Here is a 23,640-nt window from a genome sequence, read left to right on the forward strand (position 1 = left end):
TGTCCTCCTGGTCAGAAACGGCCCACACTGCCCGCACGGCGCACCACCGGGCGGTCTTCCTTGCGCGGCGACGGCCAGATACCTGCCGGGCGGTAAAGCATCACACCAACCAGGGCCAGGCCGAACAGCAACTGGCGCAGGACTTCGGCGTCAACGATCACGTGACCGAAGATACCGGTCTGGATCGGCTCGGCGACCACGCGCAGCAACTCCTGGAAGCCGACCAGCAGGATGCCGCCCAGGATCACGCCCGGGATATGGCCCATGCCGCCCAGCACCACGATGGCCAGGATGTAGATCGACTCCCACAGCGTGAACGATTCCGGCGACACGAAGCCCTGGAACGCACCGAACACCGCGCCCGAGGCGCCGCCGAACGATGCGCCCATGGCGAAGGCCAGCAGCTTGATGTTGCGGGTGTTGATGCCCATCGCCTTGGCGGCGATCTCGTCTTCGCGGATCGCCACGAACGCACGGCCGATGCGCGAGTTCTGCAGGCGCAGGCACACAAACACGATCACGATGACCAGGAACACGAGCAGGTAGTAGTACATGAACACCGGCGAGAATTTCAGCCCGAAAATCTCGTGCGTCTTCGAGAAGTCGAAGCCGAAGATGTGGACCGGGTCCACCGCCGTGATGCCCTTCGGCCCGTTGGTGATGTTCAGCGGGCGGTCCAGGTTGTTCATGAAGATGCGGATGATCTCGCCGAAGCCAAGCGTCACGATGGCGAGGTAGTCACCGCGCAGCTTCAGCGTTGGCGCGCCAAGCAGCACGCCGAACGTGGCCGCCACCAGCACCGCAAGCGGCAACACCCACCACATCGACAAGTGCAGCCCGTGGGGGAACAGTTGATGGATCCACTCGAACTGGTTGGCCAGGTGGGGCGAGCCGAGCAGCGCCATCATGTAGGCACCCACCGCGTAGAACGCGATATAGCCGAGGTCAAGCAGGCCGGCAAAGCCCACCACGATGTTCAGGCCCAGCGCCAGCATGATGTACAGCAGCGCGAAATCGAGCACGCGCACCCAGTAGTTGCCGCCCAGCGTCTGGACGAAGAACGGGGCGCACAGCGCGATCACCAGGAAGCCCAGCAGCGCGGCCAGGGTCTTCGCCGGAACTCGGGACGGCGCAGCGACGGCGGCCGCGGATGGAATCGGAGTATTCATGGATTCTCTCCCCTCAGGCACGGTCAGCCACGCGTTCGCCCATGATGCCGGACGGACGGAATACAAGTACGGTAATCAGCACAATGAACGCAAAGACGTCCTGGTAGTTCGAACCGAACACGCCATTGGTCAGGTCGCCGATGTAGCCGGCGCCCAGTGCTTCGATCAGGCCCAGCAGCATCCCGCCGACCATGGCGCCGGCCAGGTTGCCGATGCCGCCCAGCACCGCGGCGGTGAACGCCTTCAGGCCCGGGATGAAGCCCATGTAGAAGTGGGCGTTGCCGTAGTTGGTCGCCATCATCACGCCGGCCAGTGCGGCGAGCGCGGCGCCGATCATGAAGGTGGCGGAGATGACGAAGTTCGGGTTCACGCCCATCAGGCCGGCCACCTTCTGGTTTTCGGCGGTGGCGCGCATCGCGCGGCCCAGCTTGGTGCGGTTGACCAGGGCCAGCAGGCCAGCCATGACCATCACGGCCAGGCCAATGATGACCATTTCCTTGCCGGTAATGGTGGCGCCCGTGGATCCGATATCGATCGGCTCGGAAGGCAGCAGTTGCGGGAAGGTCAGCGGGTTGCGCGACCAGATCAGCATGCCCGCGGTCTGCAGGATGATGGAAACGCCGATGGCGGTGATCAGCGGGGCCAGGCGCGGCGCATTGCGCAGCGGCCGGTAGGCGATCCGCTCGATGGAATAGGCAAGCACTGCACAAACCGGCATGGCGATCAGCGTGGCAATCACCAGCGTCAGCCACTCGGGCAGGCCGGGCGCGAATTTCTGCAGCCCAAGAATCGCTGACAAAGCGGTCAGCGCGCCAATCATCAGGACGTCGCCGTGGGCGAAGTTGATGATGCCCAGAATGCCGTAGACCATGGTGTAGCCCAGTGCGATCAGCGCATAGATGCTGCCGAGCACCAGACCGTTCACGATCTGTTGGATAAAGATATCCATGAAAACTCCTGCTTCAGTCCCGGTTCCTGCGGCATGGTGTGGATGCCGGGGGGACCATGGTGTGGGATGGGTAGTATGTTGCGGTGGTGGGTTTGCTGGTAAGCGGCCTGCCCTGCTCCATCCATGGTAAGGATGCTTCTACATTAGGCGAGGCTAAAAAGAACGGCACCGCAAAATACTCACGGTGCCGTTCGGATGGGCCGGTAAGCCCGAATTACATCTTCACGACGTCGAGAACGGACTTCTTCTTGTCCTTGTACTCGTACAGCGTGATGGTGCCTTCCTTCATGTCGCCCTTCTCGTCGAAGGCGATGTTGCCGATCACGCCCTTGTAGTTGGTCTTGGGCATTTCGGCCAGGATGGCTGCCGGATCGGTCGAGTTGGCGCGCTTCATGGCGTCGACGATGACCATCACGGCGTCATACGTGAACGGTGCATAGATCTGCACCGGCGCGTTGAAACGAGCCTGGTAGCGCTTCTCGAAGTCGGCGCCGTTCTCCATCTTCGACAGGGCCAGGCCTGCCTCGGAGCAGATGATGTTCTGCACGGCATCGCCGGCCAGCTCGGCCACCTTGTCGGTACAGACGCCGTCGCCGCCAACGATCTTGGACGAGATGCCCAGTTCCTTGGCCTGCTTGGCGAACGGGCCGCCGGTGGCGTCCATGCCGCCGTACATGATGACGTCCGGCTTCTTGCCCTTGATCTTGGTCAGAATGGCCTTGAAGTCGGTGGCCTTGTCGTTGGTGGCTTCACGCGCCACCACGTTCACGCCGGCCGCCTTCGCGGTCTTCTCGAACTCGTCGGCCAGGCCCTTGCCGTAGGCGGTAGCGTCGTCGACGATCGCCACGCTCTTGGCATGCAGGGTCTTGGCGGCGTAGTTGGCCAGTGCCGGACCTTGCTGGGCATCGGTGGCGACCACGCGGTAGGTCGTCTTGAAGCCTTGCTTGGTGTAGTCCGGGTTGGTCGACGACGGCGAGATCTGGACAATGCCGGCATCGCTGTAGATCTTCGAGGCCGGGATCGACACGCCCGAGTTCAGGTGGCCGACCACGGCCACGACCTTCTGGTCGACCAGCTTCTGGGCAACGGCGGTGCCGGTCTTCGGATCCGCGGCGTCGTCTTCGCCGATCAGTTCCAGCTTGACCTTCTTGCCGCCGATCTCCAGACCGTTCTTGTTGACTTCTTCCACGGCCAGGCGGGCGCCGTTTTCGTTGTCCTTGCCAAGGTGGGCGATACCGCCGGTCAGCGGAGCCGCGTGGCCGATCTTGACGACGACTTCACCGCCGCCTGCGGCCGGAGCAGCCGCTGCCGGAGCCGATGCCGACGGTTCAGCCGGCTTTTCTTCTTTCTTGCCGCAAGCTGTAACGAGCGCCACTGCGGCCGCGATCGGCAGAATCTTGGCAAACGTGATTTGCATGAGTGATCTCCTAGGATTCACAAAATGGGGATTTTGCAACGCCTCCCGGGCGCGTCCCCATACCGCCTTTGTTTAGTTTCAATTTGAAACGCGCGCATTGTATCCCCTTTCTTCGGCGATGCAATACGCGACGCAACAACCTGAGCGAATTACCCGCCAAATGAGCTAGGGAATTTCCCCAATGCACAGATTGGGGCAATTCCCGCTCACCTGACGGGGGCCGCACCACCGCTTACAAGAATCGTGCCCGGTAGCTCTCTCCCATCGCAATTTGCACGCCCGGTGCCACGTATAATCCATCTGTATTAATTAGGCGTTCATTCCATAAATCCTGCACCGATCTCTAATGTGCAGAATGTAGCGCCGCACCATAATAGGGAAAACCCCAGTCACGGGGATTACCCTGATTTGTCTGCTTGCATTGACAGGTACGTAATCGATGCACCTTATCGGAGCATAACGACCTAGGAATGGTGGATTATCGTTGTGACGGTAAAAGCATTCAGCGAAATGGAATGAAAATGCGCGCGCGATCACGCACGCATCGCGCGAAAGCAGTCTGACGAAAAGGCAGGAGAGAGGCGCCGCAGAACGCGGCGCCGGCAAGACAGGTCAGCAGGTCAGGCCGTGACGCCGACCGTGGCAGCGGCCTGGAGGCCGCGCGGTAGCGGGAACGCCATGTTTTCTTCGATGCCGGCAAGGGCACGCACGTGGCCGGCACCGAGCTCGCGCAGTCGTGCAACGATGGACTGGGCCAGTTCCTCGGGCGCCGATGCGCCGGCGGTCAGGCCGATGCGCCGCTTGCCCGCCACCCATTCCGGGTGCACCTGCTCGGGTGCATCCACCATATAGGCGGGCACGCCCAGTCGTGCGGCCAGTTCGCGCAACCGGTTCGAGTTCGAACTGTTGGGGCTGCCCACCACGATCACCACATCGACCTGGGGCGCCATGAACTTAACGGCATCCTGGCGGTTCTGCGTGGCGTAGCAGATGTCCTGTTTCTTTGGCTCGCGGATCAGCGGGAAACGGGCCTTGAGCGCGGCCACGATCTCGAGGGTTTCATCGACCGACAGCGTGGTCTGCGTCACGTACGCCAGGCGCGCGGGATCGGCAACCACCAGCCCTGCGACATCCGCCACCGACTCCACCAGCAGCATGCCGCCTTCGGCCTGGCCCATGGTGCCTTCGACTTCCGGGTGCCCGCGGTGGCCGATCATCACGATCTCGCAGCCCTCCGCGCGCATCTTGCCGACTTCGACATGGACCTTGGTCACGAGCGGGCAAGTCGCGTCGAACACGTTGAGGCCGCGTGAGGCAGCTTCGGCGCGAACGTCCTTCGACACGCCGTGGGCGCTGAAGATGACAGTAGCGCCAGCCGGCACTTCATCGAGCTCGCGCACGAACACCGCGCCCTTGCGGCGCAGGTCGGCGACGACATAGGCGTTGTGGACAATCTCGTGACGCACATAGATGGGCGCCCCGAAACGCGTAAGCGCGCGCTCGACGATCTCGATGGCGCGGTCGACGCCGGCGCAAAAGCCGCGCGGCTGCGCCATCAGGATCTCGGCATCGGGTGCGGTAGTCAGGTCAGGCATGCTGCAATGTCAGGACAAGTGAGCGCAATCAGAGGATCCCGATCAGCTGCACGTCGAACAGGATGGTCTGCCCGGCCAGCGGATGGTTGAAATCGAACAGCGCCGCAGTGTCGCCGATCTCCTTGAGGACGCCCGCATATTTGCCACCGCCGGGTGCGTTGAACTCGACCAGATCGCCGGGGCTGTAGTCTTCCTCGAACGAGCTGTTCTCGCGCAGCGTGGCGAGCGATACCCACTGCAGCAATTCCGGGTTGCGCGGGCCGAAGGCCTGTTCGGGCGCCAGGCGGTAGGTCATGCGCTCGCCCTCGGGCATGCCGAGCAGCGCCTGCTCCAGCGTCGGGGCGAGCTGCCCCTGGCCAAGCAGCATCGTGGCGGGATTCTCCTCGAACGTGCTCACGACTTCGGTGCCGTTTTCGAGAGAGATACTGTAGTGGAGGGTCAGGAAGGAGTCGGCCTGGACCGTCTTGCGGTCAGCCGCGCCGCCGTCGGCTTCCGACGCAAATGTTTGCAAATTCATGGGTGATCAACCTGTCGACAACCCGTATTGTATTCGACTGGGCCACCGGACGCCCTGCCGATCCACCCTCGCCCGGCCCGACGCACCCGTCACGAGACTCCCGCGACATGAGTATCACAAACTGGCCCGCCTGCGAGCGGCCACGAGAAAAACTGCAGGAATGCGGCGCCGCCGCGTTGTCTGACGCCGAACTGCTGGCTGTGTTCCTGCGCGTTGGCGCAACCGGCAAGAGCGCGGTGGAGCTTGCGCGCGACCTGATGGTCCGCTTCGGCTCGCTGACGCGCCTGTTCACGGCCGACGCGCGCGCCGTGCTCGGCATCCGGGGCATGGGCGAAGCCAAGTACACCCAGCTGCAGGCCGTGCCCGAACTGGCGCGCCGCATGCTCGCCGAGTCACTGGAACTGCCGAGCGGGCTGGATTCCCCCGCGGCAGTACGCAGCTATCTGCGCCTGACACTGGCGCCGCTCGCCCAGGAGGTCTTCGTCTGCCTGTTTTTGGACACACGCAACCGCATGATCGCCAGCGAGGAGCTGTTCCGCGGCACGCTGAACCAGACCGCCGTCTACCCCCGCGAAGTGGCGCGCCGGGCGCTGGCGCATAATGCGGCCAGCGTCATCGTTGCGCATAATCATCCCTCCGGCTGTTGCACGCCGAGCCAGAGCGACCTGCAGATGACGCGCATGCTGGCGCGCGCGCTCGACCTGATCGATGTGCGGCTGCTCGACCATTTCGTCGTGGCCGGCACCCATGTGCACTCGTTTGCCGAACACGGCGAGCTTAAGACCGCCACGTGACGCCTGCGGCACGGTGCAGAGGTATACGGCCGGTATACAACGCCAGAGTGGCGAAGGCATTGATTAGCCGATGCTTTCCGGTCTATAATGCCCGTTTTGCTGAAGTCTCATCCGCTGCAGTCCGGGCCGCGCGCCTTTTGTTGATCTGTTGCGAACATTGTCCACGAATAGAAGAGTTAGGAGTGCTTCATGGCACGCGTCTGTCAAGTGACCGGGAAAGCGCCGATGGTCGGCAACAACGTTTCCCACGCAAACAACAAGACCAAGCGCCGTTTTCTGCCCAACCTGCAGAATCGTCGTTTCTTTGTTGAATCGGAAAACCGTTGGGTGAGCCTGCGCGTCTCGAACGCCGGCCTGCGCCTGATCGACAAGAAAGGCATCGACTCCGTGCTCGCCGACCTGCGCGCACGCGGCGAAGTCTAATTAGGAGTACATCATGGCAAGCAAGGGCGGCCGCGACAAAATCAAGCTGGAATCGACCGCAGGTACCGGTCACTTCTACACCACGACCAAGAACAAGCGCACCATGCCGGAAAAGATGGAGATCATGAAGTTCGATCCCGTCGCCCGCAAGCACGTCGCTTACAAGGAAACCAAGATCAAGTAATTGATCCCGGTTTTCACCCAAAAGGCCCCGCAACTGCGGGGCTTTTTGTTTTGTGGCGCTGACGCGGCTTGGGGGCCAGCCACCGTGCAATTTGACCCTCGCGGCATTGCAGCTCTGGTGCATCAGGGCATCACCCGGGTGTAGACTTTCGAGCTTTCCCTCTAGCGCCGCGCCCCCGCGCGCGCCACTCCTGCACCATGAACTTCGACGTCGCCATCGTAGGCAGCGGGCTGGCCGGTCTCACGGTCGCGCTGCAACTGGCCGACACCCATCGGGTTGTCATCCTCAGCAAGCGCGCCATGACGCAGGGCGCCAGCGACTGGGCACAGGGCGGCATTGCCGCCGTGCTTGATTCGGGCGACAGCCACGACGAGCATACGCAGGACACGCTCGTGGCCGGTGCGGGCCTCTGCGATGAAGAGGCAACGCGCTTCATCGTCGAGCATGGACGTGAAGCGATTCAGTGGCTGATCGACCGCGGCGTGCCGTTCACCAAAGATGAGCAGGCCGAACTCGGCTATCACCTGACACGCGAAGGCGGACATAGCCGGCGCCGCATCATCCATGCCGCGGATGCAACGGGTCACGCCGTGGTCAGCACGCTGTCGGAGATGGCCCGCCAGCATCCGAACATCACTGTTATTGAAGACCAGTTTGCGATCGACCTGATCACGTCGCGCAAGCTGGGGCTGCCGGGGAACCGCTGCTACGGCCTGTACGTGCTCGACGACAGCACCGGAGAAGTCCGTACCATCACCGCGACGCACACGGTGCTGGCGGCCGGCGGCGCAGGCAAGGTGTACCTGTACACGACCAACCCAGACACGGCCACCGGCGACGGCATTGCCATGGCATGGCGCGCGGGTTGCCGCGTGTCGAACATGGAATTCATCCAGTTTCATCCGACCTGCCTGTACCACCCGTACGCCAAGTCCTTCCTGATCTCGGAAGCCGTGCGCGGCGAAGGCGGCCTGCTCAAGCTGCCGGACGGCACCCGCTTCATGCCCGAGCACGATGAGCGCGCAGAACTCGCGCCGCGTGACGTGGTGGCACGGGCGATCGACTTCGAAATGAAGAAGCGCGGCCTGGACTGCGTCTATCTCGATATCACGCACCAGCCCGAGGCCTTCCTGAAGGAACATTTCCCCACGATCCACGCGCGCTGCCTGGAACTGGGCATCGACATCGCGCGCGAACCGATCCCCGTGGTACCGGCTGCGCATTACACCTGCGGCGGCGTGGTGACCGACACCCTGGGCCGAACCGACATCGGCAATCTCTACGCCGTGGGCGAGACGGCATGCACCGGGCTGCACGGCGCTAACCGTCTTGCATCGAATTCGCTGCTCGAATGCATTGTGATCGGCCGCGCGGCCGCGACCGACATCGCAAGCCAGGACAAGGCCGGCCTGCCGGATCTCGCACTGCCGTCGTGGGATGAAAGCCGCGTCTCCGACGCCGACGAGGAAGTTGTGGTCTCGCACAACTGGGACGAGCTGCGCCGCATGATGTGGAACTACGTCGGCATCGTGCGCACCAGCAAGCGCCTGGAACGCGCGCAGCACCGTATCCGCCTGCTGCGCGAGGAGATCGCCGAGTACTACGCGAACTTCCGCGTCACGCGCGACCTGCTCGAGCTGCGCAATCTCGTCGAAGTTGCCTCGCTGATCGTCGATAGCGCGTACTCCCGCCACGAAAGCCGCGGCCTGCATTTCAGCCGGGACTATCCGGATACGTTGCCGAAGGCTCTTCCTACCGTGATGCAGCCGGCCCGCAAGCGCTAAAGAGAAGTCCCTGCACGCAGAAAGCAAAACGGCCCACATAAAGCGGGCCGTTTTTGTTCTGACGTAGCTGACGATCAGCCGATGATCCGCAGCGAGTAGTCGGTGGCGCGCACGTCCTTGGTCAGTGCTCCCACCGAGATACGATCCACGCCGGTCTCGGCAAATGTGCGAATGGTGTCGGCATTGACACCACCCGACACCTCGAGCAGTGCACGGCCGGCGTTGATGCGTACGGCATCATGCATCATCGGCACGGTGAAGTTGTCGATCAGGATCGAGGTCGCGCCAGCGGCCAGCGCCTCTTCCAGCTCGGCCAGCGATTCCACTTCGATCTGGATCGAGGCGTTGGCACCGAGTGCCAGCGCGGCTTGCATCGCAGCCGTGATGCTGCCCGCCGCGGCGATATGGTTTTCCTTGATCAGGATGCCATCGTAAAGCGCGAGGCGCTGGTTTTCGCCCCCACCAATCCGGACCGCATACTTCTGGGCCAACCGCAGGCCCGGCAGCGTCTTGCGCGTATCAAGCACGCGCGCATTGGTGCCGGCGATCAGGTCGGCGTAGCGTCGCGTTGCCGTTGCCACGCCCGACAGCAGTTGCAGGAAATTGAGCGCCGGACGCTCCGCCGTGAGCAGAGCCCGGGCCGGGCCAGTGATCTCGCAAACCACGGAATCCGGCGCCATGCGGGCACCCTCTTCCTGCTTCCACGTGACCGTCAGCCGCTCGTCCACCGCCTTCATGCAGGCCGAGAACCACGGTTGGCCGCACAACACGGCCTGCTCACGCACGATCACGCGCGCGTGGGCCTGCTTGTCCGCCGGCACCAGCAGGCCGGTCAGATCACCACTGCCGACGTCCTCGGCGATCGCCGCGCTGACGTTGGCTTCCAGCGCCGACTTCAGCGCCGGACCATAGCTATCGAACACCGAATTCACACTCATGCCGGACCGATTCCCTGGAACAAGGCCTGTTCCTTCGCAAGGTCAGCCGCCGGCCGGACATTGGCCTTCTGCTGCGCAGCGAAGTCGAGCATGCGATTGATGCAGGTCACCGCCTGTCGGCCGGTGGCCGGATCCACATGGATCTCGTTGCGGCCGGTCTCGAGCACTTCGGCCAGGTTCGACAGCGCATTCATCGCCATCCACGGGCAATGTGCGCAGCTCTTGCAGGTAGCGCTGTTGCCCGCCGTCGGAGCTTCGATGAAATGCTTGCCCGGTGCCGCCATCCGCATCTTGTGCAGGATGCCGTTGTCGGTCGCCACGATGAACTCGGTCGCGTCCAGTTCCTGCGCGGCCGCGATGAGTTGCGACGTGGAGCCCACCACATCGGCCTGCTCGACCACATTGGCCGGCGACTCCGGATGCACGAGAATCTTGGCCTTCGGAAATTCGCGGCGCAGCAGGTCGAGTTCGATGCCCTTGAACTCGTCATGGACCAGGCACGAGCCCTGCCACAGCAGCATGTCGGCGCCGGTCTCCTTCTGGATATAGCTGCCGAGGTGCTTGTCGGGCGCCCACAGAATCTTCTCGCCGCGCGCATGCAGGTGCTGCACGATCTTCAGGCCAATGCTGGACGTCACCATCCAGTCCGCGCGCGCCTTCACCGCCGCGCTGGTGTTCGCATACACGACCACGGTGCGATCCGGATGCGCGTCACAGAACGCCGCAAACTCGTCGGCGGGGCAGCCGAGGTCGAGCGAGCAGGTCGCGTCCAGGTCCGGCATCAGGATGGTCTTTTCCGGACTCAGGATCTTGGCGGTTTCGCCCATGAAGCGCACGCCGGCCACGACCAGGGTCTGGGCCGCATGGTCACGGCCGAAGCGGGCCATTTCGAGCGAGTCGGAGACGCAGCCGCCGGTTTCTTCGGCGAGGTCCTGCAGGTCGGCGTCCACGTAATAGTGGGCAACCAGCACGGCATTGCGTTCCTTCAGCAACCGCTTGATGCGCGCCTTGAGCGCCTGGCGTTCGTCCGGCGTCAGCACGGGGGGCACCTTGGCCCAGGCGTGGGCCACGCAGCTACCGCCGGCGGGGCTTTCGGTATCCGTCAGGTCCGGCTTTTCGAACTCGACGGTCTTGATCGATTGTGGGGTCATCTCCGGTACTCCTCTAGACCTCACGCATGCAACATCATGCGGACAGCCAGAACCTGGGGGAGTTTATCTAAAACAAAAGCCCCGCCATGGGCGGGGCTTTGTAACCATACGGCGCGGCCGAATTGTATCAGGCGTAGCGGCGCAGGCGCAGCGAAAAATCGTGCAGCGCCTGGATACCACTAGCCTCGGCACGATGGCACCAGGCCTGCAGCTGCTGCAGCAGCTGCTCGCGCGTCAGGTTCGAACGGCCCCAGATGGCGGCCAGTTCACGTCGCATTTCCACGAACGTGTGCAGCGACTTGCTCTGCTCGACGATGCTCGCGAGCTGCTGGCGCTGCGGCGCGGCCAGCTTGGCCTCTTCGCGGTGGAACCACTTGCTGGCCGGCTTGAACGTGCGGTACTCGGCAACGCGGCCTTCCTTCAGTTGTTCCAGCTCTTGGCGGAACGCGCTCTTCACGGCCTTGGCGTAGCGTGCCATTACGTCATAGCGGTTGGCGATGATCGCTTCCAGCGTGTTCTCGTCGACCGGGCGCGCTTCCACCAGGCGAGCCTTGGGCGGCGTCTTCTTCACCTTGGCGAGGCCTACGGCTTGCATCGCGCGGATATAACCCCAACCCACATCGAACTCGTACCACTTGATCGAAAACTTCGCCGAAGTCGGGTACGTGTGGTGGTTGTTGTGCAGCTCTTCGCCACCGATGACCAGGCCCCACGGCGAGACATTGGTCGATGCATCCTCGCAATCGTAGTTGCGGTAGCCCCACCAGTGGCCCAGGCCGTTGATGACGCCGGCAGCGTTGATGGGGATCCACAGCATCTGCACGGCCCAGACGGTCATGCCGATCACGCCGAACAGCGCCAGGTCGATGATCAGCATCAGGCCGACGCCCTGCCAGCCGAAGCGCGAGTACACATTGCGCTCGACCCAGTCGTTCGGGCAGCCATGGCCGAACTTGGCGATGGTTTCCTTGTTCTTGGCCTCGGCGCGGTACAGCTCGGCGCCTTCCAGCAGCACCTTGCGGATGCCACGGGTCTGCGGGCTGTGCGGATCATCCTCGGTCTCGCATTTGGCGTGGTGCTTGCGGTGGATCGCGGTCCACTCGCGCGTGACCATGCCCGTGGTCAGCCAGAGCCAGAAGCGGAAGAAATGCTGGGCAATCGGGTGCAAGTCCAGCGAGCGGTGCGCCATGCACCGATGCAGGAAGATGGTGACGCCCGCGATGGTGATGTGCGTCACCACCAGCGTGTAGATCACGATCTCCCACCAGGACCAGTTGGCAAGGCCATTCGCGGCCCAGTCAAGAATAGTGTCGAACAAACTCTGTTCTCCGTCAGTTAAACAGGGGCTTTCCTTTGCGGCTGCCCCGGCGCCGTGCCCAACGCGCAGAAAAAAGACTGCAAATCTACTGATTGCGATTTGGTCTGGCGTCCGCCACGGACCCGCCATCCGTTGGCGGGAACCCCTGGCGCGCAGTTCCGGCGCCGGCGTTGGCAGGCGGGACAGGCACGAGCCGCTGCAATCTGGCGGCTGTCTGGTGTGGGGGCGGGATGGTAAACCCGCGACAACCCGGCATTCTACCGGATCATGCAGGTCTGAGTCATACGCTTTTTCCCCGAGTTTGACGGGCACGCTTCATTTTTGTTCCCTTGTGAAGCGCCCGCCTGTTTCCTTATACAGTCATGCCTGATTCGCCACTTCTACGGCTTGCGCGGAGGCGTCACTCAACGACTGAAAGTGACCATTGGTCAACACACGGACCTCGCGCTGGGGATAAGGAATGGAGATGCCGTGCTCGCGCAGCGTCCGCCAGATCGCGCGGTTCATGGCGGATTGCACGCCAAGCTTGCCGTTCTGCGGATCGGCGATATAAACCGCGACTTCATATTCGATGCCGCTGTCAGCAAACAGAACCAAGAACGCCGCCGGTGCCGGATCCTGCAGCACTCGAGGCAGTTCGCGGACACATTCCGTCAGCAGCATGATCACAGTCTCAGGATCGGCGCCGTAATCAGCCTGCACGCGTGTTGCCACGCGGACATTGGTGTTCGAAAACGAGTGGTTTTGCACTGATTGGGCCACCAGCTGCTCGTTCGGCACCAGCGTCTCGCCATCGCCATTGCGGACGACCGTGTAGCGGGTGCGGATCTGCGAGACGATGCCCGTGCACTTGTCCACCGTGATCTGATCGCCAAGTTTCACGGAACGATCGAGCAGGATGATGAAGCCCGAAATATAGTTACTGGCGATTTTCTGCAAGCCAAGACCAAGGCCAACACCCAGCGCGCCGCCAAACACCGACAACACCGTCAGGTCGATACCGACCAGGGACAGGCTCAGCAGCAGTGACACCAGCAGCAGCAGCGCCTTGGAAATGCGTGTCAGCACCACCTTCAGGTTCACGTCGAGGCTGGCCGAGCGCATCAGGCGCTCTTCCAGCCAAGATCCGAACCACATCGCGACCAGCACGGTCAGCAGGATCCACACCACGGCCATCAGAATGTCTGCAAGGCTCACCTTCTGCTTGCCGAGCGAGAAGCGCATGGCCTCCATCCACTTGGTCACCTCCGGCAACACCCCCAGCACATACAGCGCCATGGCCACCCACACCAGCGTAGTCAGCACCTTCTCGACAAGGAGCAGCATGCCGTGCAACTGGCCGCTGCCCGAGAGCACCCGGCGCAGGATGTAGAAGGTGAAGTACAGCGACGTGATGCCAAATAACGGCACGAGCGCGAGCCGCAGCACGCTGATCGCCATGACAGGCTCCAGCACGAAGCGGGCCGTCATGACCAGCAGCCAGCCGAACAGCGGGAACATCGCCCGCTCAAGGCTGGCCGCGGCGAAGCGCAGCGAGAAGCTGGAGGCGGCGTAGTGTTTCTCGAGCCGCTTGTCGACAAAACGCGCGAGCGGCCAGGCGGCCAGCAGGCAGCCGGCCAGCACGACAAGTTGCCAGATGAAGCCGGGCCCGCCTGCGTCCCGCATCAAGTCGTCGAGCATTCTGCCGAACGTCGCGTGCGAAGCCGTCAGGTCCGTTAATGGGTTTCCGTTCATGGGAATTCTGCCTGGATACCCTGTCGCCGCACCGGCAGCCGCGCGAACCGCGCGAGTGCCGGTGGGATGGGGAGATTACTGCGTACGCTCCAGCACGGCGGCGAAGAAGCCGTCGGTCTGATGCAGATGGGGATACAGCGCGAACATGTCGCCTTCTGTCTGCAACGCGGGCACTTCGATCTTTTGCTCGGCCAGCACTTCCGTCGCCGGGACCAGCCGGAAAGTCGGGTGTTTGGCGAGGAAGTCTCGAACGATCGCCTCATTCTCCGCCTCAAGCACACTGCAAGTGGCATACACCACTCGCCCCCCACCTTTGACGAGCCGTGCCGCAGCCTCGAGGATCGCGCTCTGCTTGGCGGTCAGCTCAAGCACCGATTCGGGGTTCTGGCGCCACTTCAGGTCGGGATTGCGCCGCAGCGTCCCGAGCCCGCTGCACGGCGCGTCTACCAGCACGCGGTCGATCTTGCCCGCCAGGCGCTTGACCTTGGCATCGCGCTCCGAGTCGATCAGCACCGGGTGCACGTTCGACAAACCGCTGCGCGCAAGCCGCGGCTTCAGGTTGGCAAGCCGCTTTTCCGACACATCGAAGGCATAGAGTCGGCCAGTCGAGCGCATGGCCACGCCAAGCGCCAAGGTCTTGCCGCCTGCGCCGGCACAGAAATCGACGACCATCTCGCCGCGCTTCGGTCCTACCAGGCTGCACAGCAGCTGGCTACCCTCATCCTGGACTTCCACCAGGCCGTTCACGAACATCGGCAACTGGTTCAGCGCAGGCTTGCCTTGCATGCGGATGCCGGCGGGAGCCATCGGCGTGGGCTCGGCACGCAAACCTGCCGCCTCGAGCTCGGCGAGTGCTGCCTCGCGCGTGGTCTTGATGAGATTTACACGCAGATCCAACGGCGCCGGGCGCAACCAGGCGTCGCCAAGCGCCGACGTAAAGGCTTCGCCATGGCGCGCCACGAGGTTATCGAACAGCCACTCGGGCAGGTTCGCCCGTACACGCGGCGACAGGCTCGATCGCTCGATCGTGGTCAGGCGGTCCAGCCACTCGGCCTCGTCGGGATAGAGGAACGGCGTAAGCGTATCGCGGCCCAGTGTTGCCGCCAGGCCCAGCAGCGCCAGGCGGCGCGAGGCCGAACCGGTGCCGCTTTCGGCAAACTGACCGAACTCCACGCGCCGGCGCAGCACCGCGTAGACCGCCTCGGCAATGATGCCGCGCTCGCGATGGCCAAGCTTGCTGTTCTCGCGGAAGTAATAGCTCACCACGGCGTCGGCCGGACGCGCAAACAGCATGACCTTGCCGAGCAGCCGGTCGATATGCTGGATATGGGACGCGTGCAGGCCTCCGTGCACGCGCGTGGGCTGACCATCCGCTCCCGGACCCTGAGCGGACCGCGCGTTTGCCGGCCTGCGGATCGGGCTCGACTTGCGGGCTTTAGCAGGTTGGCGGGAATCCTTGGGCGCCGGGCGCGCCCCGGCCTGATGACGACTCATGGCTTTGCTCCTGCCGCCGGTACACCGGCGGAGATGGCCATAAGCAGTTGCGGCTCGGCCGGATTGACGTGTACGACCCCGTTTTGCACCTGCAGGCGTCCTTCGACGAACCACTGGACGGCGCGGGGATAAATGACATGCTCGCAGTCGAGCAGGCGTGCGGCGAGGCTCTCTGGAGTATCGTTTGGCAATACATCGAGGCCCGCCTGGATCACGATCGGGCCGTGATCGAGTTCCGGGGTCACGAAATGCACGGTCGCACCGTGCAGCTTCACGCCTGCGTCGAGCGCCTGCTTATGGGTGTTCAGACCCGGGAAGCACGGCAGCAGCGACGGATGGATATTGAGCAGTCGGCCGGCATAACGATCGACAAAGCCGGTCGTCAGGATGCGCATAAAGCCGGCCAGCACGACCAGATCGGGTTCGTAGGCATCAATGGCCTCGGCCAGCGCCGCATCGAAGCTGGCGCGGTCGGGATGCTGGCGATGATCGACCACGCCGGCGGCAATGCCGTGGTCCTTGGCAAACTGCAGTCCGGCGGCATCCGGCCGGTTGGAAATGACTGCGGCAATGCGCGCCGGCCAACCCCCGGCCGCGCATGCCCGGACGATGGCTTCCATATTGGAGCCACGCCCTGAAATCAGGATTACGATTTTTTTCATCGCGCAATTCTACCAAGTGCAAGCACTAAACTCTGCCAAAGCGAATACATTAGGCACTTAATTCACGACAATCCGAGATTCGGGGCGCAACCGGGATGCGACACCCGGGCTGTAAACCCCCATTTGATGGATTGTGACGCTTCCCACGCTCTGATAGAGTGGATCCTACGTCCACGCGCCAATTTTGTGCATGCTGGTGACAACAAGGACGAAACGGGAAATTAGACGGGAATTAGCATGTCGAACGCTGCACCGACGTTGTTGGTGGTCGATGATCATCCTATGGCCTTGTCCGGCACTACCGCATTCCTGACGGAGGTGATGCCTGATGTTGCAGTCCACGCCGCTGGCAGCGCCAGGGAGGCATTGACGAGCCTTCAGCAGGGCCTGCGTCCTGATATTGTCCTGCTCGATATCTGGCTGAACGATGGCACGGGTTTCGATGCCATGCAGACGTTCAAGACCGTGATTCCGGGCGCCCGCTTCATTTTCATGTCAGCTGAGGCCACGCCTGAAATCGTCGGGCGCGCCCGCGCGCTGTCGGCCTGCGGCTTCGTAGGAAAGCACCTCGATGCTCACGCCTTTACCTCGGCTGTACGGAAGGTATTGGCTGGCGACACGTCGTTTCCGACCGATGAGGCCCTCAGCGGCCGCGCCCAGTCGTTCGGACCGGCCCACGGGATCCCCGTCACGCCGGCCGAGCTTGGCCTGACGCCGCGCCAGGGCTCCGTACTCGCGCTCGTACTCGAAGGCCTGCCCAACAAGGTGATCGCGCGCCGGCTAGGCCTGACCGAGAACACGGTAAAGGAGCACGTTTCCGCCATCCTGCAGCGGCTCGGCGTGCGTACGCGCATGCAGGTCATGTCCCGCATGGAGCGCTTCCGCCTGCGCCAGTAAGTCGGAACGCCGGTGCGACACACGCCGTCAGGCGGGGCGCAACCAGCGACGCAGCAGCATGCGCAGTGAAGCCGGATCGACGGGCTTCGGCAGCACAAAATATCCCGCCTCCTCCGCCGCCGCCAACGCGGCAGATTTCAGGTCTCCGGTCAGCAAGGCGCTGCGCGCCTGCGGTTGGGTGTTCTGCCAACGCTCCAGCAGGTCGAGGCCGTTTTCGCTGCCTGGCAGCCGCAGGTCGCAGAAGATGATGTCCGGTCGGAATCCCTGGGCAAACAGTTTGTCCGCTTCCGCGCCATGCGCTGCACACTCAACGCGGATACCCCAGGCCTCCATCAGCGCAATCCATGCCTTGCGGATCTGGGTATCGTCGTCGACGACGAGTACCGTGCCCTGAAGCTTGTCCGGCTTCGATTCCTCGGCCGCCGCCATGGCGCGCATTTCGCGCACGCTGGCAACGGTCTCATCGGGCACCGTGCCCAGCGCGAACCAGAATACCGACCCCTTGCCGGGCACCGAACGCACGCCATAGGTGCCGCGCATCAGGCGCACGCATTCCTTGAAGATGGCCAGCCCCAACCCGAGACCCTGCGACGGATCGCGCTGTGGGTTATGCACCTGGTAGTACGGCGAAAAGATGTCCGGCAAATGGTCGGGCAAGATGCCAGCGCCCGTGTCCCACACCTCCAGCCGCACGTGCTTGCGGCGCTGCCGGGCCGTGACCAGCACGCCGCCGCGCTTGGTATAGCGCAGCGCGTTCTGCACGAGGTTGAATAGCGCGCGGCGCAGCAGCACCGGCTCCGCCATCGCAAAGAGTTCGTCGGGCACGCGTGGCGTCAGCGTCAGACCGCTTTCGCGCGCATCGGCGGCGAACTGACTCATCACATCGCGGATCAGCGCGCTAAGCTCGCATGGCTCGAGCGTGGGCAGCACCTTGCGGCCCTCCAGCTTGGAGAGATCGAGCAGCGAGCGGAACAGCAGGTCGATGGTCTGCGTACCGGCCGCGACCTGCTCCACCAGCGGATGCAGCACCGTGGACTGGTTGCGCGCGCGCAGCGCTTCCACCAGCATCACCAGCGCATGCACGGGCTGGCGCAAGTCGTGGCTGGCCGCGGCCAGGAAACGGGATTTTTCCTCGCTCGCGTGCAGCGCACGCTCTTTTTCCTCCTGGAACTGCTTGGCCAGACGGCGGCTGTCGCCTTCGAGCTGGATCGCCCTGACCAGCGTGCCCTGCAGGCCGAGCGCATGGCGGCCGAGCATCATCGCGTAGATGACGAGCAGCAGCTGCACGTAGATGCCATGGCCGGGGAACGCAATCTCGGCCATCAGCAGATTCGGCACCAGGATGGGAATCCCCGCATAGGCGAGGTTCGACGGCACGGGCGCCTGGGATACCGCACCACCGGCCAGCACGCCCAGGCTCAACAGGTAAAGCACGCTCGAGAACACCGCCGAGCCCGTGTACATGTGGAGCACCGCGGAACTGCCCCATGTCACCCCGGTCAGGAACGCCAGGGCGCGCATATTGCCCCACCACTTGCGCGTGTGGGCGGAACGGCTCATGGAAGCACCGTCGCGCTGGTAACCCAGGTAGAACCACAGGCCGCCAGCGAGCAGCAGCAGCATCACGGCGCCCCAGCCAAGCAGCGCGGCATGGTCGGCCGAGTTCCAGAAGGCCAGGATGGTTAGCGCCGGCAGCAGTACCGCCGCCACCGCAGCGGACGGCGAGGCCTTATGGACGATGGCCATCAGCTTGGCCCGCGTCTCGATATCGAGCTGGGCGCCGGGAGGCGGCAGGATTCTTGGCAACAGCCGGTTGAGCAGCGCGTTCAAGTGAATGTGTGAAGGAAGCGCGGGCGCCGGCATACATGCTTCGCGCCCTTCTTGGGTGGCGCATATCATGCCGCCTTTTGCGGTATCGCGCCACGGAGGTGGGCCGATTGCGCCACAAATTCAGTGACTTGACGCGGTGGACGGGCACCCGGAAGGGGCAATCGCAACCATTCGCCTTATAATGCTCGCTTTACCCGAAACATTTCCCGCCGTCCCCGTGAAAGTCTTCCGCGGCCTGCCCAACGCCGAGAGCCGGGCGCCCTGCGCGCTCACCATCGGCAATTTCGACGGTGTGCATCGCGGCCACCAGTCGCTGCTTGCGCGCGCCCGCGCGGCGGCCGACGCGCGCGGCCTGCCCCTGTGCGTGATGACGTTTGAGCCGCATCCGCGCGAGTTCTTCACCCCGGACAAGGCGCCGACGCGCATCGCCCTGCTGCGCGACAAGCTCGAAAGCCTGCGCCGCAACGGTGTCGACCGCGTCGTGGTCGAGCATTTCAACGCCCATTTCGCCGGCCAGTCGCCGCAGGCGTTCGTCGAGAACGTGCTGTGGCATGGCCTGCATGCGCGCTGGGTGCTGGTCGGCGATGACTTCCGCTTCGGCGCGAAGCGCGCCGGCGATTTCACTTACCTGCAGGACGCCGGCCGCCGCTTTGGCTTCGACGTCGAGCAGATGGGCTCTGTGTCCGAAGGCGGGATCCGGATCTCAAGCTCGGCTGTGCGCCAGGCGCTGGCCGACGGCGACCTCGAACACGCTCGCCGCCTGCTCGGCCATGGCTACGCGATCAGCGGGCACGTGATCCACGGCCGCAAGCTGGGCCGCGACCTCGGCTTCCCGACGCTGAACCTGCGCATCTCGCACAAGCGTCCCGCAGTCAATGGCATTTTCGTAGTGCAGGTGCACGGCATTGCCGATCATCCGGTACCCGGCGTGGCCAGCATCGGCGTACGCCCGACCATCGAGGATGCCGGCCGGGTGCTGCTTGAAGTTCACCTGTTCGACATCAACGAAAACCTGTACGGGAAGCTGATCCGCGTCGAGTTCATGAAGAAGCTGCGCGATGAGGCGCGTTTCGACAACCTGGAAGACCTGACTGCGGCCATCGCCAAGGACAGCGCCGAGGCACGCGCCTTCTTCGGCCTGACCGCGCCGGACGCCCACACCGGCCGTGCCGAAGGCACTGGCGGCCGCGACTTCGCCACGTCGGCCACCGACCGAATTAGCTAGCGGCCCGGCACCCTGCGGTGCCGGTTCGCGCTCCGCCTCATCCCGACTTTCCTGCGCGCATGCCCGTATCCGGCCCTGCGTGGCCCAAATATGCGGCCCGATGCGCGCCAAACGAATTGCCCCGAGAATCGACATGTCCGACGACAAACGCGCCAAGCCCGAGAAAAGCAAGTATCCGGTCAACCTGCTGGACACCACCTTCCCGATGCGCGGCGACCTGCCCAAGCGTGAACCGCAGTGGGTCAAGCAGTGGCAGGACAAGCAGCTCTACAAGAAAATCCGCGCGGCCCGCAAGGGTGCGAAGAAGTTCGTGCTGCACGACGGCCCCCCGTACGCCAACGGCGACATCCACATCGGCCACGCGGTCAACAAGGTCCTCAAGGACATGATCGTCAAGGCGCGCGGACTGAGCGGCCTGGACGCCGTCTACGTGCCGGGCTGGGACTGCCACGGCATGCCGATCGAGATCCAGATCGAGAAGCAGTTCGGCAAGGGCCTCCCCGTGCAGGAAGTCCAGGCCAAAGCGCGCGCCTATGCCACCGAGCAGATCAAGCGCCAGATGGTGGACTTCGAGCGCCTGGGCGTGCTCGGCGACTGGGGCCACCCGTACCTGACCATGAACTACAGCAACGAGGCCGACGAACTCCGCGCCCTTGGCAAGATCATGGAAAAGGGCTATGTGTTCCGCGGCCTGAAGCCGGTGAACTGGTGCTTTGACTGCGGCTCGGCGCTGGCCGAGGCAGAGGTTGAGTACAAGGACAAGGTCGACCTGTCGATCGACGTGGGCTTCCCGTTCGCCGAGACGGACAAGCTGGCGCACGCGTTCAAGCTTTCGATCGAGCAGCTCAACGCCAAGCCCGGCTGGATCGTGATCTGGACCACCACGCCGTGGACGATCCCGAGCAACCAGGCGCTCAATGTGCACCCGGAAGTGGAATACGCGCTGGTCGACACGCCGCGCGGCTACCTGATCCTGGCAACCGAGCGCGTCGAGGAACAGCTCAAGATCTACGAACTCGAAGGCAAGGTCGTGGCGACCACCACGGGCGCCGCGCTGTCGGAGATCCGTTTCCACCATCCGCTGGCCAAGATGGACACCGGCTATGACCGCCTGTCGCCGATCTACCTCGGCGACTACGTGACCACCGACACCGGCTCGGGCATCGTGCACTCGGCCCCGGCCTACGGCGTGGAAGACTTCCAGTCGTGCAAGGCGCACGGCATGAGTGACCACGACATCATCAGCCCCGTGATGGGCAACGGCGTGTACGCCGGCACGCTGCCGCTGTTCGGCGGCCTGTCGATCTGGGACGCGAACCCCAAGATCGTCGAGGTGCTGAAGGCGTCCGGCAATCTGTTCAACTCGCACAAGTACACCCACAGCTACATGCACTGCTGGCGTCATAAGACGCCGATCATCTACCGCGCCACGTCGCAGTGGTTCGCGGGCATGGACGTGGATCCGGTCGAGCAGGACGGCAAGGCCGTGCCGACGCTGCGCGAAACCGCGCTGGCCGGCATCGAAGCCACCGAGTTCTACCCGTCGTGGGGCAAGCAGCGCCTGCACAACATGATCGCCAACCGCCCGGACTGGACGCTGTCGCGCCAGCGCCAGTGGGGCGTGCCGATGGCCTTTTTCGTGCACAAGGAAACCGGCGCGCTGCATCCGCGTACGGCCGAGTTGCTCGAAGAAGTCGCCAGGCGCGTCGAGCAGCATGGTATCGAAGCGTGGCAAACGCTCGACCCGAAGGACGTGCTCGGCGACGAGGCCGACCAGTACGAAAAGAACCGCGACACGCTCGACGTGTGGTTCGATTCGGGCACCACGCACTGGACCGTGATCCGCGGCTCGCACCGCGACGACCTGTACGATCCGTCCGCCGATGAAGCCGACGGCCGCCTTGCGGACCTGTACCTGGAAGGCTCGGACCAGCACCGTGGCTGGTTCCACTCGTCGCTGCTGACGGCCTCGATGCTGTACGGCAAGCCGCCCTACAAGGCGCTGCTGACACACGGCTTCACCGTGGACGGCGAAGGCCGCAAGATGTCGAAGTCGGTCGGCAACACTGTGTCGCCGCAGGACATCGCCAACAAGATGGGCGCCGAGATCATCCGCCTGTGGGTGGCCTCGACCGACTACTCGGGCGAGCTGTCGATCTCCGACGAGATCCTGAAGCGCGTGGTGGAAAGCTATCGCCGCATCCGCAACACGCTGCGCTTCCTGCTGTCGAATCTGTCTGACTATGACCACAGCAAGCATGCGCTGCCGGCTTCGGAATGGCTCGAGATCGACCGCTACGCCGTGGCGCTGACCGAGCGCCTGCAGAAGGAAGTGCTGTCGCACTACGACTCGTACGAGTTCCACCCGGTGGTCGCCAAGCTGCAGACGTTCTGCTCCGAAGACCTGGGCGGCTTCTACCTGGACGTGCTGAAGGACCGCCTCTACACCACCGCAGCGGACTCGAAGGCCCGCCGCGCGGCGCAGAACGCGCTCTATCACATCACGCAGGCCATGCTGCACTGGATGGCGCCGTTCCTGTCGTTCACGGCCGAGGAAGCCTGGCAGGTGTTCGCGCACGGCACCGGTCACACCGACACCATCTTCACGAGCACGTACTACACGCTGCCCGAAGTGGACCAGGCCGACGACCTGCTGCAGAAATGGCACAGCCTGCGCGAAGTCCGCGCGGAAGTCACGAAGCAGCTCGAGGCGGTGCGCGTGGAAGGCGCGATCGGTTCGTCGCTGCAGGCTGAGGTCAACATCCAGGCCGGAGGCCCGGTGCTGGCCGCGCTGCAGAGCCTGGAGGACGACCTGCGCTTCGTGCTGCTGACTTCTGCGGCAACGGTTACGCCGGCGCCCGAAGCCGGCGACCTGCTGGTCACCGTGACGGCATCGACACATGCTAAATGCGAGCGCTGCTGGCACTACCGCGCCGACGTCGGACAGAATCCGGACCATCCGACCCTCTGCGGCCGCTGCGACAGCAATCTGTTCGGCGCCGGTGAACACAGGAGCCATGCCTGATGGCATCGACCACGTCCCGTTCCGCCCGCCCCGCGCGGCGCAATAACAAGGCGTCGGGCAACACCACGCCACTGCTGTGGATGGCGTTCGCCCTGCTGGTGGTGGTGCTGGACCAGTTCTTCAAGATCGTCATCGTGCGTACGTTCACGTACGGCGAATCGCGCCCGGTGACGCGCTTTTTCAACCTGGTCCTGGTGTACAACAAGGGCGCAGCGTTCAGCTTCCTGGCCGACGCCGGCGGCTGGCAGCGCTGGTTCTTCACCGGGCTCGGCCTCGTGGTCGGCGCGTTCATCGTCTGGCTGCTGTACCGCCATACGGGTCAGAAGCTGTTCTGCTTCGCTGTGTCGCTGATCCTCGGCGGCGCAGTGGGCAATGTGGTCGACCGCGTGGTCTACGGCCACGTGATCGACTTCCTCGATTTCTACGTGCGCAACTACCACTGGCCGGCGTTCAACGTGGCCGACTGCGCCATTACCGTGGGTGCGGTGCTGCTGATCGTCGACGAGCTGCGGCGCGTGCGCAAGCACTAAGCCG

Annotated in this window: 20 protein-coding genes; 8 read left to right on the plus strand and 12 right to left on the minus strand. The window is 63.8% G+C overall.

Going from position 1 to position 23,640, the window contains the following annotated elements; translation table 11 throughout:
* Positions 1-11 precede the first annotated feature (11 nt).
* The 5 genes from K2O51_RS26980 to K2O51_RS27000 all read right to left on the minus strand — a co-directional run bounded on the left by K2O51_RS26980 (position 12) and on the right by K2O51_RS27000 (position 5,647).
* A complete protein-coding gene (locus tag K2O51_RS26980) occupies positions 12-1,169 on the minus strand; it encodes an ABC transporter permease subunit (RefSeq protein ID WP_011298875.1) in 1,158 nt (385 codons plus the stop codon).
* A gap of 13 nt (positions 1,170-1,182) precedes the next feature.
* The gene (locus K2O51_RS26985; protein ID WP_140951437.1) at positions 1,183-2,118 is read right to left on the minus strand and encodes a branched-chain amino acid ABC transporter permease; all 936 of its coding nucleotides are present in this window, start codon (positions 2,116-2,118) and stop codon (positions 1,183-1,185) included.
* 214 nt (positions 2,119-2,332) lie between these two features.
* Positions 2,333-3,535: a branched-chain amino acid ABC transporter substrate-binding protein gene (locus K2O51_RS26990; RefSeq protein WP_011298877.1), complete on the minus strand. Its 1,203-nt coding sequence runs from the start codon at positions 3,533-3,535 to the stop codon at positions 2,333-2,335.
* Between the two features lie 620 nt (positions 3,536-4,155).
* A complete protein-coding gene (gene ispH / locus K2O51_RS26995) occupies positions 4,156-5,130 on the minus strand; it encodes a 4-hydroxy-3-methylbut-2-enyl diphosphate reductase (RefSeq protein ID WP_140951433.1) in 975 nt (324 codons plus the stop codon).
* A 28-nt stretch (positions 5,131-5,158) separates the two neighbouring features.
* Positions 5,159-5,647, minus strand: a complete 489-nt coding sequence (locus tag K2O51_RS27000; protein ID WP_011298879.1) for an FKBP-type peptidyl-prolyl cis-trans isomerase — start codon at positions 5,645-5,647, stop codon at positions 5,159-5,161.
* Between the two features lie 107 nt (positions 5,648-5,754).
* Between K2O51_RS27000 and radC the strand changes: the two genes are divergently transcribed.
* The 4 genes from radC to nadB all read left to right on the plus strand — a co-directional run bounded on the left by radC (position 5,755) and on the right by nadB (position 8,832).
* Positions 5,755-6,441, plus strand: coding sequence for a RadC family protein (radC, locus tag K2O51_RS27005; protein ID WP_011298880.1), 687 nt, complete (start codon positions 5,755-5,757; stop codon positions 6,439-6,441).
* 189 nt (positions 6,442-6,630) lie between these two features.
* The gene (gene rpmB, locus K2O51_RS27010) at positions 6,631-6,864 is read left to right on the plus strand and encodes a 50S ribosomal protein L28 (protein ID WP_006575661.1); all 234 of its coding nucleotides are present in this window, start codon (positions 6,631-6,633) and stop codon (positions 6,862-6,864) included.
* Positions 6,865-6,877: 13 nt separating this feature from the next.
* A complete protein-coding gene (rpmG, locus tag K2O51_RS27015) occupies positions 6,878-7,048 on the plus strand; it encodes a 50S ribosomal protein L33 (RefSeq protein ID WP_010814980.1) in 171 nt (56 codons plus the stop codon).
* A gap of 197 nt (positions 7,049-7,245) precedes the next feature.
* Entirely contained in the window at positions 7,246-8,832 is a 1,587-nt protein-coding gene (gene nadB / locus K2O51_RS27020; RefSeq protein WP_011298881.1) for an L-aspartate oxidase, read from the plus strand.
* A 74-nt stretch (positions 8,833-8,906) separates the two neighbouring features.
* On the opposite strand, the gene nadC is transcribed toward nadB, so the two are convergent.
* The 6 genes from nadC to purN form a co-directional block, all read right to left on the minus strand.
* Positions 8,907-9,770 carry a carboxylating nicotinate-nucleotide diphosphorylase gene (gene nadC, locus K2O51_RS27025; RefSeq protein ID WP_140951431.1) on the minus strand — a complete coding sequence of 288 codons (864 nt, stop codon included), beginning with the start codon at positions 9,768-9,770 and terminating at the stop codon, positions 8,907-8,909.
* Entirely contained in the window at positions 9,767-10,921 is a 1,155-nt protein-coding gene (gene nadA, locus K2O51_RS27030; protein ID WP_140951429.1) for a quinolinate synthase NadA, read from the minus strand. The genes nadC and nadA overlap by 4 nt, the downstream gene beginning before the upstream one ends.
* A gap of 127 nt (positions 10,922-11,048) precedes the next feature.
* Positions 11,049-12,239 carry a DesA family fatty acid desaturase gene (locus K2O51_RS27035; RefSeq protein ID WP_011298884.1) on the minus strand — a complete coding sequence of 397 codons (1,191 nt, stop codon included), beginning with the start codon at positions 12,237-12,239 and terminating at the stop codon, positions 11,049-11,051.
* A gap of 360 nt (positions 12,240-12,599) precedes the next feature.
* Complete coding sequence (locus K2O51_RS27040) at positions 12,600-13,973, minus strand: mechanosensitive ion channel family protein (protein WP_011298885.1); 1,374 nt, start codon at positions 13,971-13,973, stop codon at positions 12,600-12,602.
* Positions 13,974-14,048: 75 nt separating this feature from the next.
* Positions 14,049-15,467, minus strand: coding sequence for an RsmB/NOP family class I SAM-dependent RNA methyltransferase (locus tag K2O51_RS27045; protein WP_041679695.1), 1,419 nt, complete (start codon positions 15,465-15,467; stop codon positions 14,049-14,051).
* On the minus strand, positions 15,464-16,129 hold the full coding sequence (purN, locus tag K2O51_RS27050) for a phosphoribosylglycinamide formyltransferase (protein ID WP_011298887.1): 666 nt from the start codon (positions 16,127-16,129) through the stop codon (positions 15,464-15,466). The genes K2O51_RS27045 and purN overlap by 4 nt, the downstream gene beginning before the upstream one ends.
* A 237-nt stretch (positions 16,130-16,366) precedes the next feature.
* Here purN and K2O51_RS27055 point away from each other — a divergent pair, with 237 nt between their 5' ends.
* Positions 16,367-17,026, plus strand: a complete 660-nt coding sequence (locus K2O51_RS27055) for a response regulator (RefSeq protein ID WP_011298888.1) — start codon at positions 16,367-16,369, stop codon at positions 17,024-17,026.
* Positions 17,027-17,053: 27 nt separating this feature from the next.
* On the opposite strand, the gene K2O51_RS27060 is transcribed toward K2O51_RS27055, so the two are convergent.
* Positions 17,054-18,856, minus strand: a complete 1,803-nt coding sequence (locus K2O51_RS27060; RefSeq protein WP_041679696.1) for a hybrid sensor histidine kinase/response regulator — start codon at positions 18,854-18,856, stop codon at positions 17,054-17,056.
* A gap of 217 nt (positions 18,857-19,073) precedes the next feature.
* On the opposite strand from K2O51_RS27060, the gene K2O51_RS27065 reads away from it, so the two are divergent.
* The 3 genes from K2O51_RS27065 to lspA all read left to right on the plus strand — a co-directional run bounded on the left by K2O51_RS27065 (position 19,074) and on the right by lspA (position 23,636).
* Complete coding sequence (locus K2O51_RS27065) at positions 19,074-20,081, plus strand: bifunctional riboflavin kinase/FAD synthetase (RefSeq protein WP_041680042.1); 1,008 nt, start codon at positions 19,074-19,076, stop codon at positions 20,079-20,081.
* A gap of 133 nt (positions 20,082-20,214) precedes the next feature.
* Positions 20,215-23,106 (plus strand): isoleucine--tRNA ligase, encoded by a 2,892-nt coding sequence (gene ileS, locus K2O51_RS27070; protein ID WP_220631015.1) that lies wholly within the window; start codon positions 20,215-20,217, stop codon positions 23,104-23,106.
* Complete coding sequence (lspA, locus tag K2O51_RS27075) at positions 23,106-23,636, plus strand: signal peptidase II (RefSeq protein WP_011298892.1); 531 nt, start codon at positions 23,106-23,108, stop codon at positions 23,634-23,636. The genes ileS and lspA overlap by 1 nt, the downstream gene beginning before the upstream one ends.
* Positions 23,637-23,640: the final 4 nt, after the last annotated feature.

Origin of the sequence: Cupriavidus pinatubonensis (genome assembly GCF_019602855.1) — a bacterium.
GTDB lineage: Bacteria > Pseudomonadota > Gammaproteobacteria > Burkholderiales > Burkholderiaceae > Cupriavidus > Cupriavidus pinatubonensis.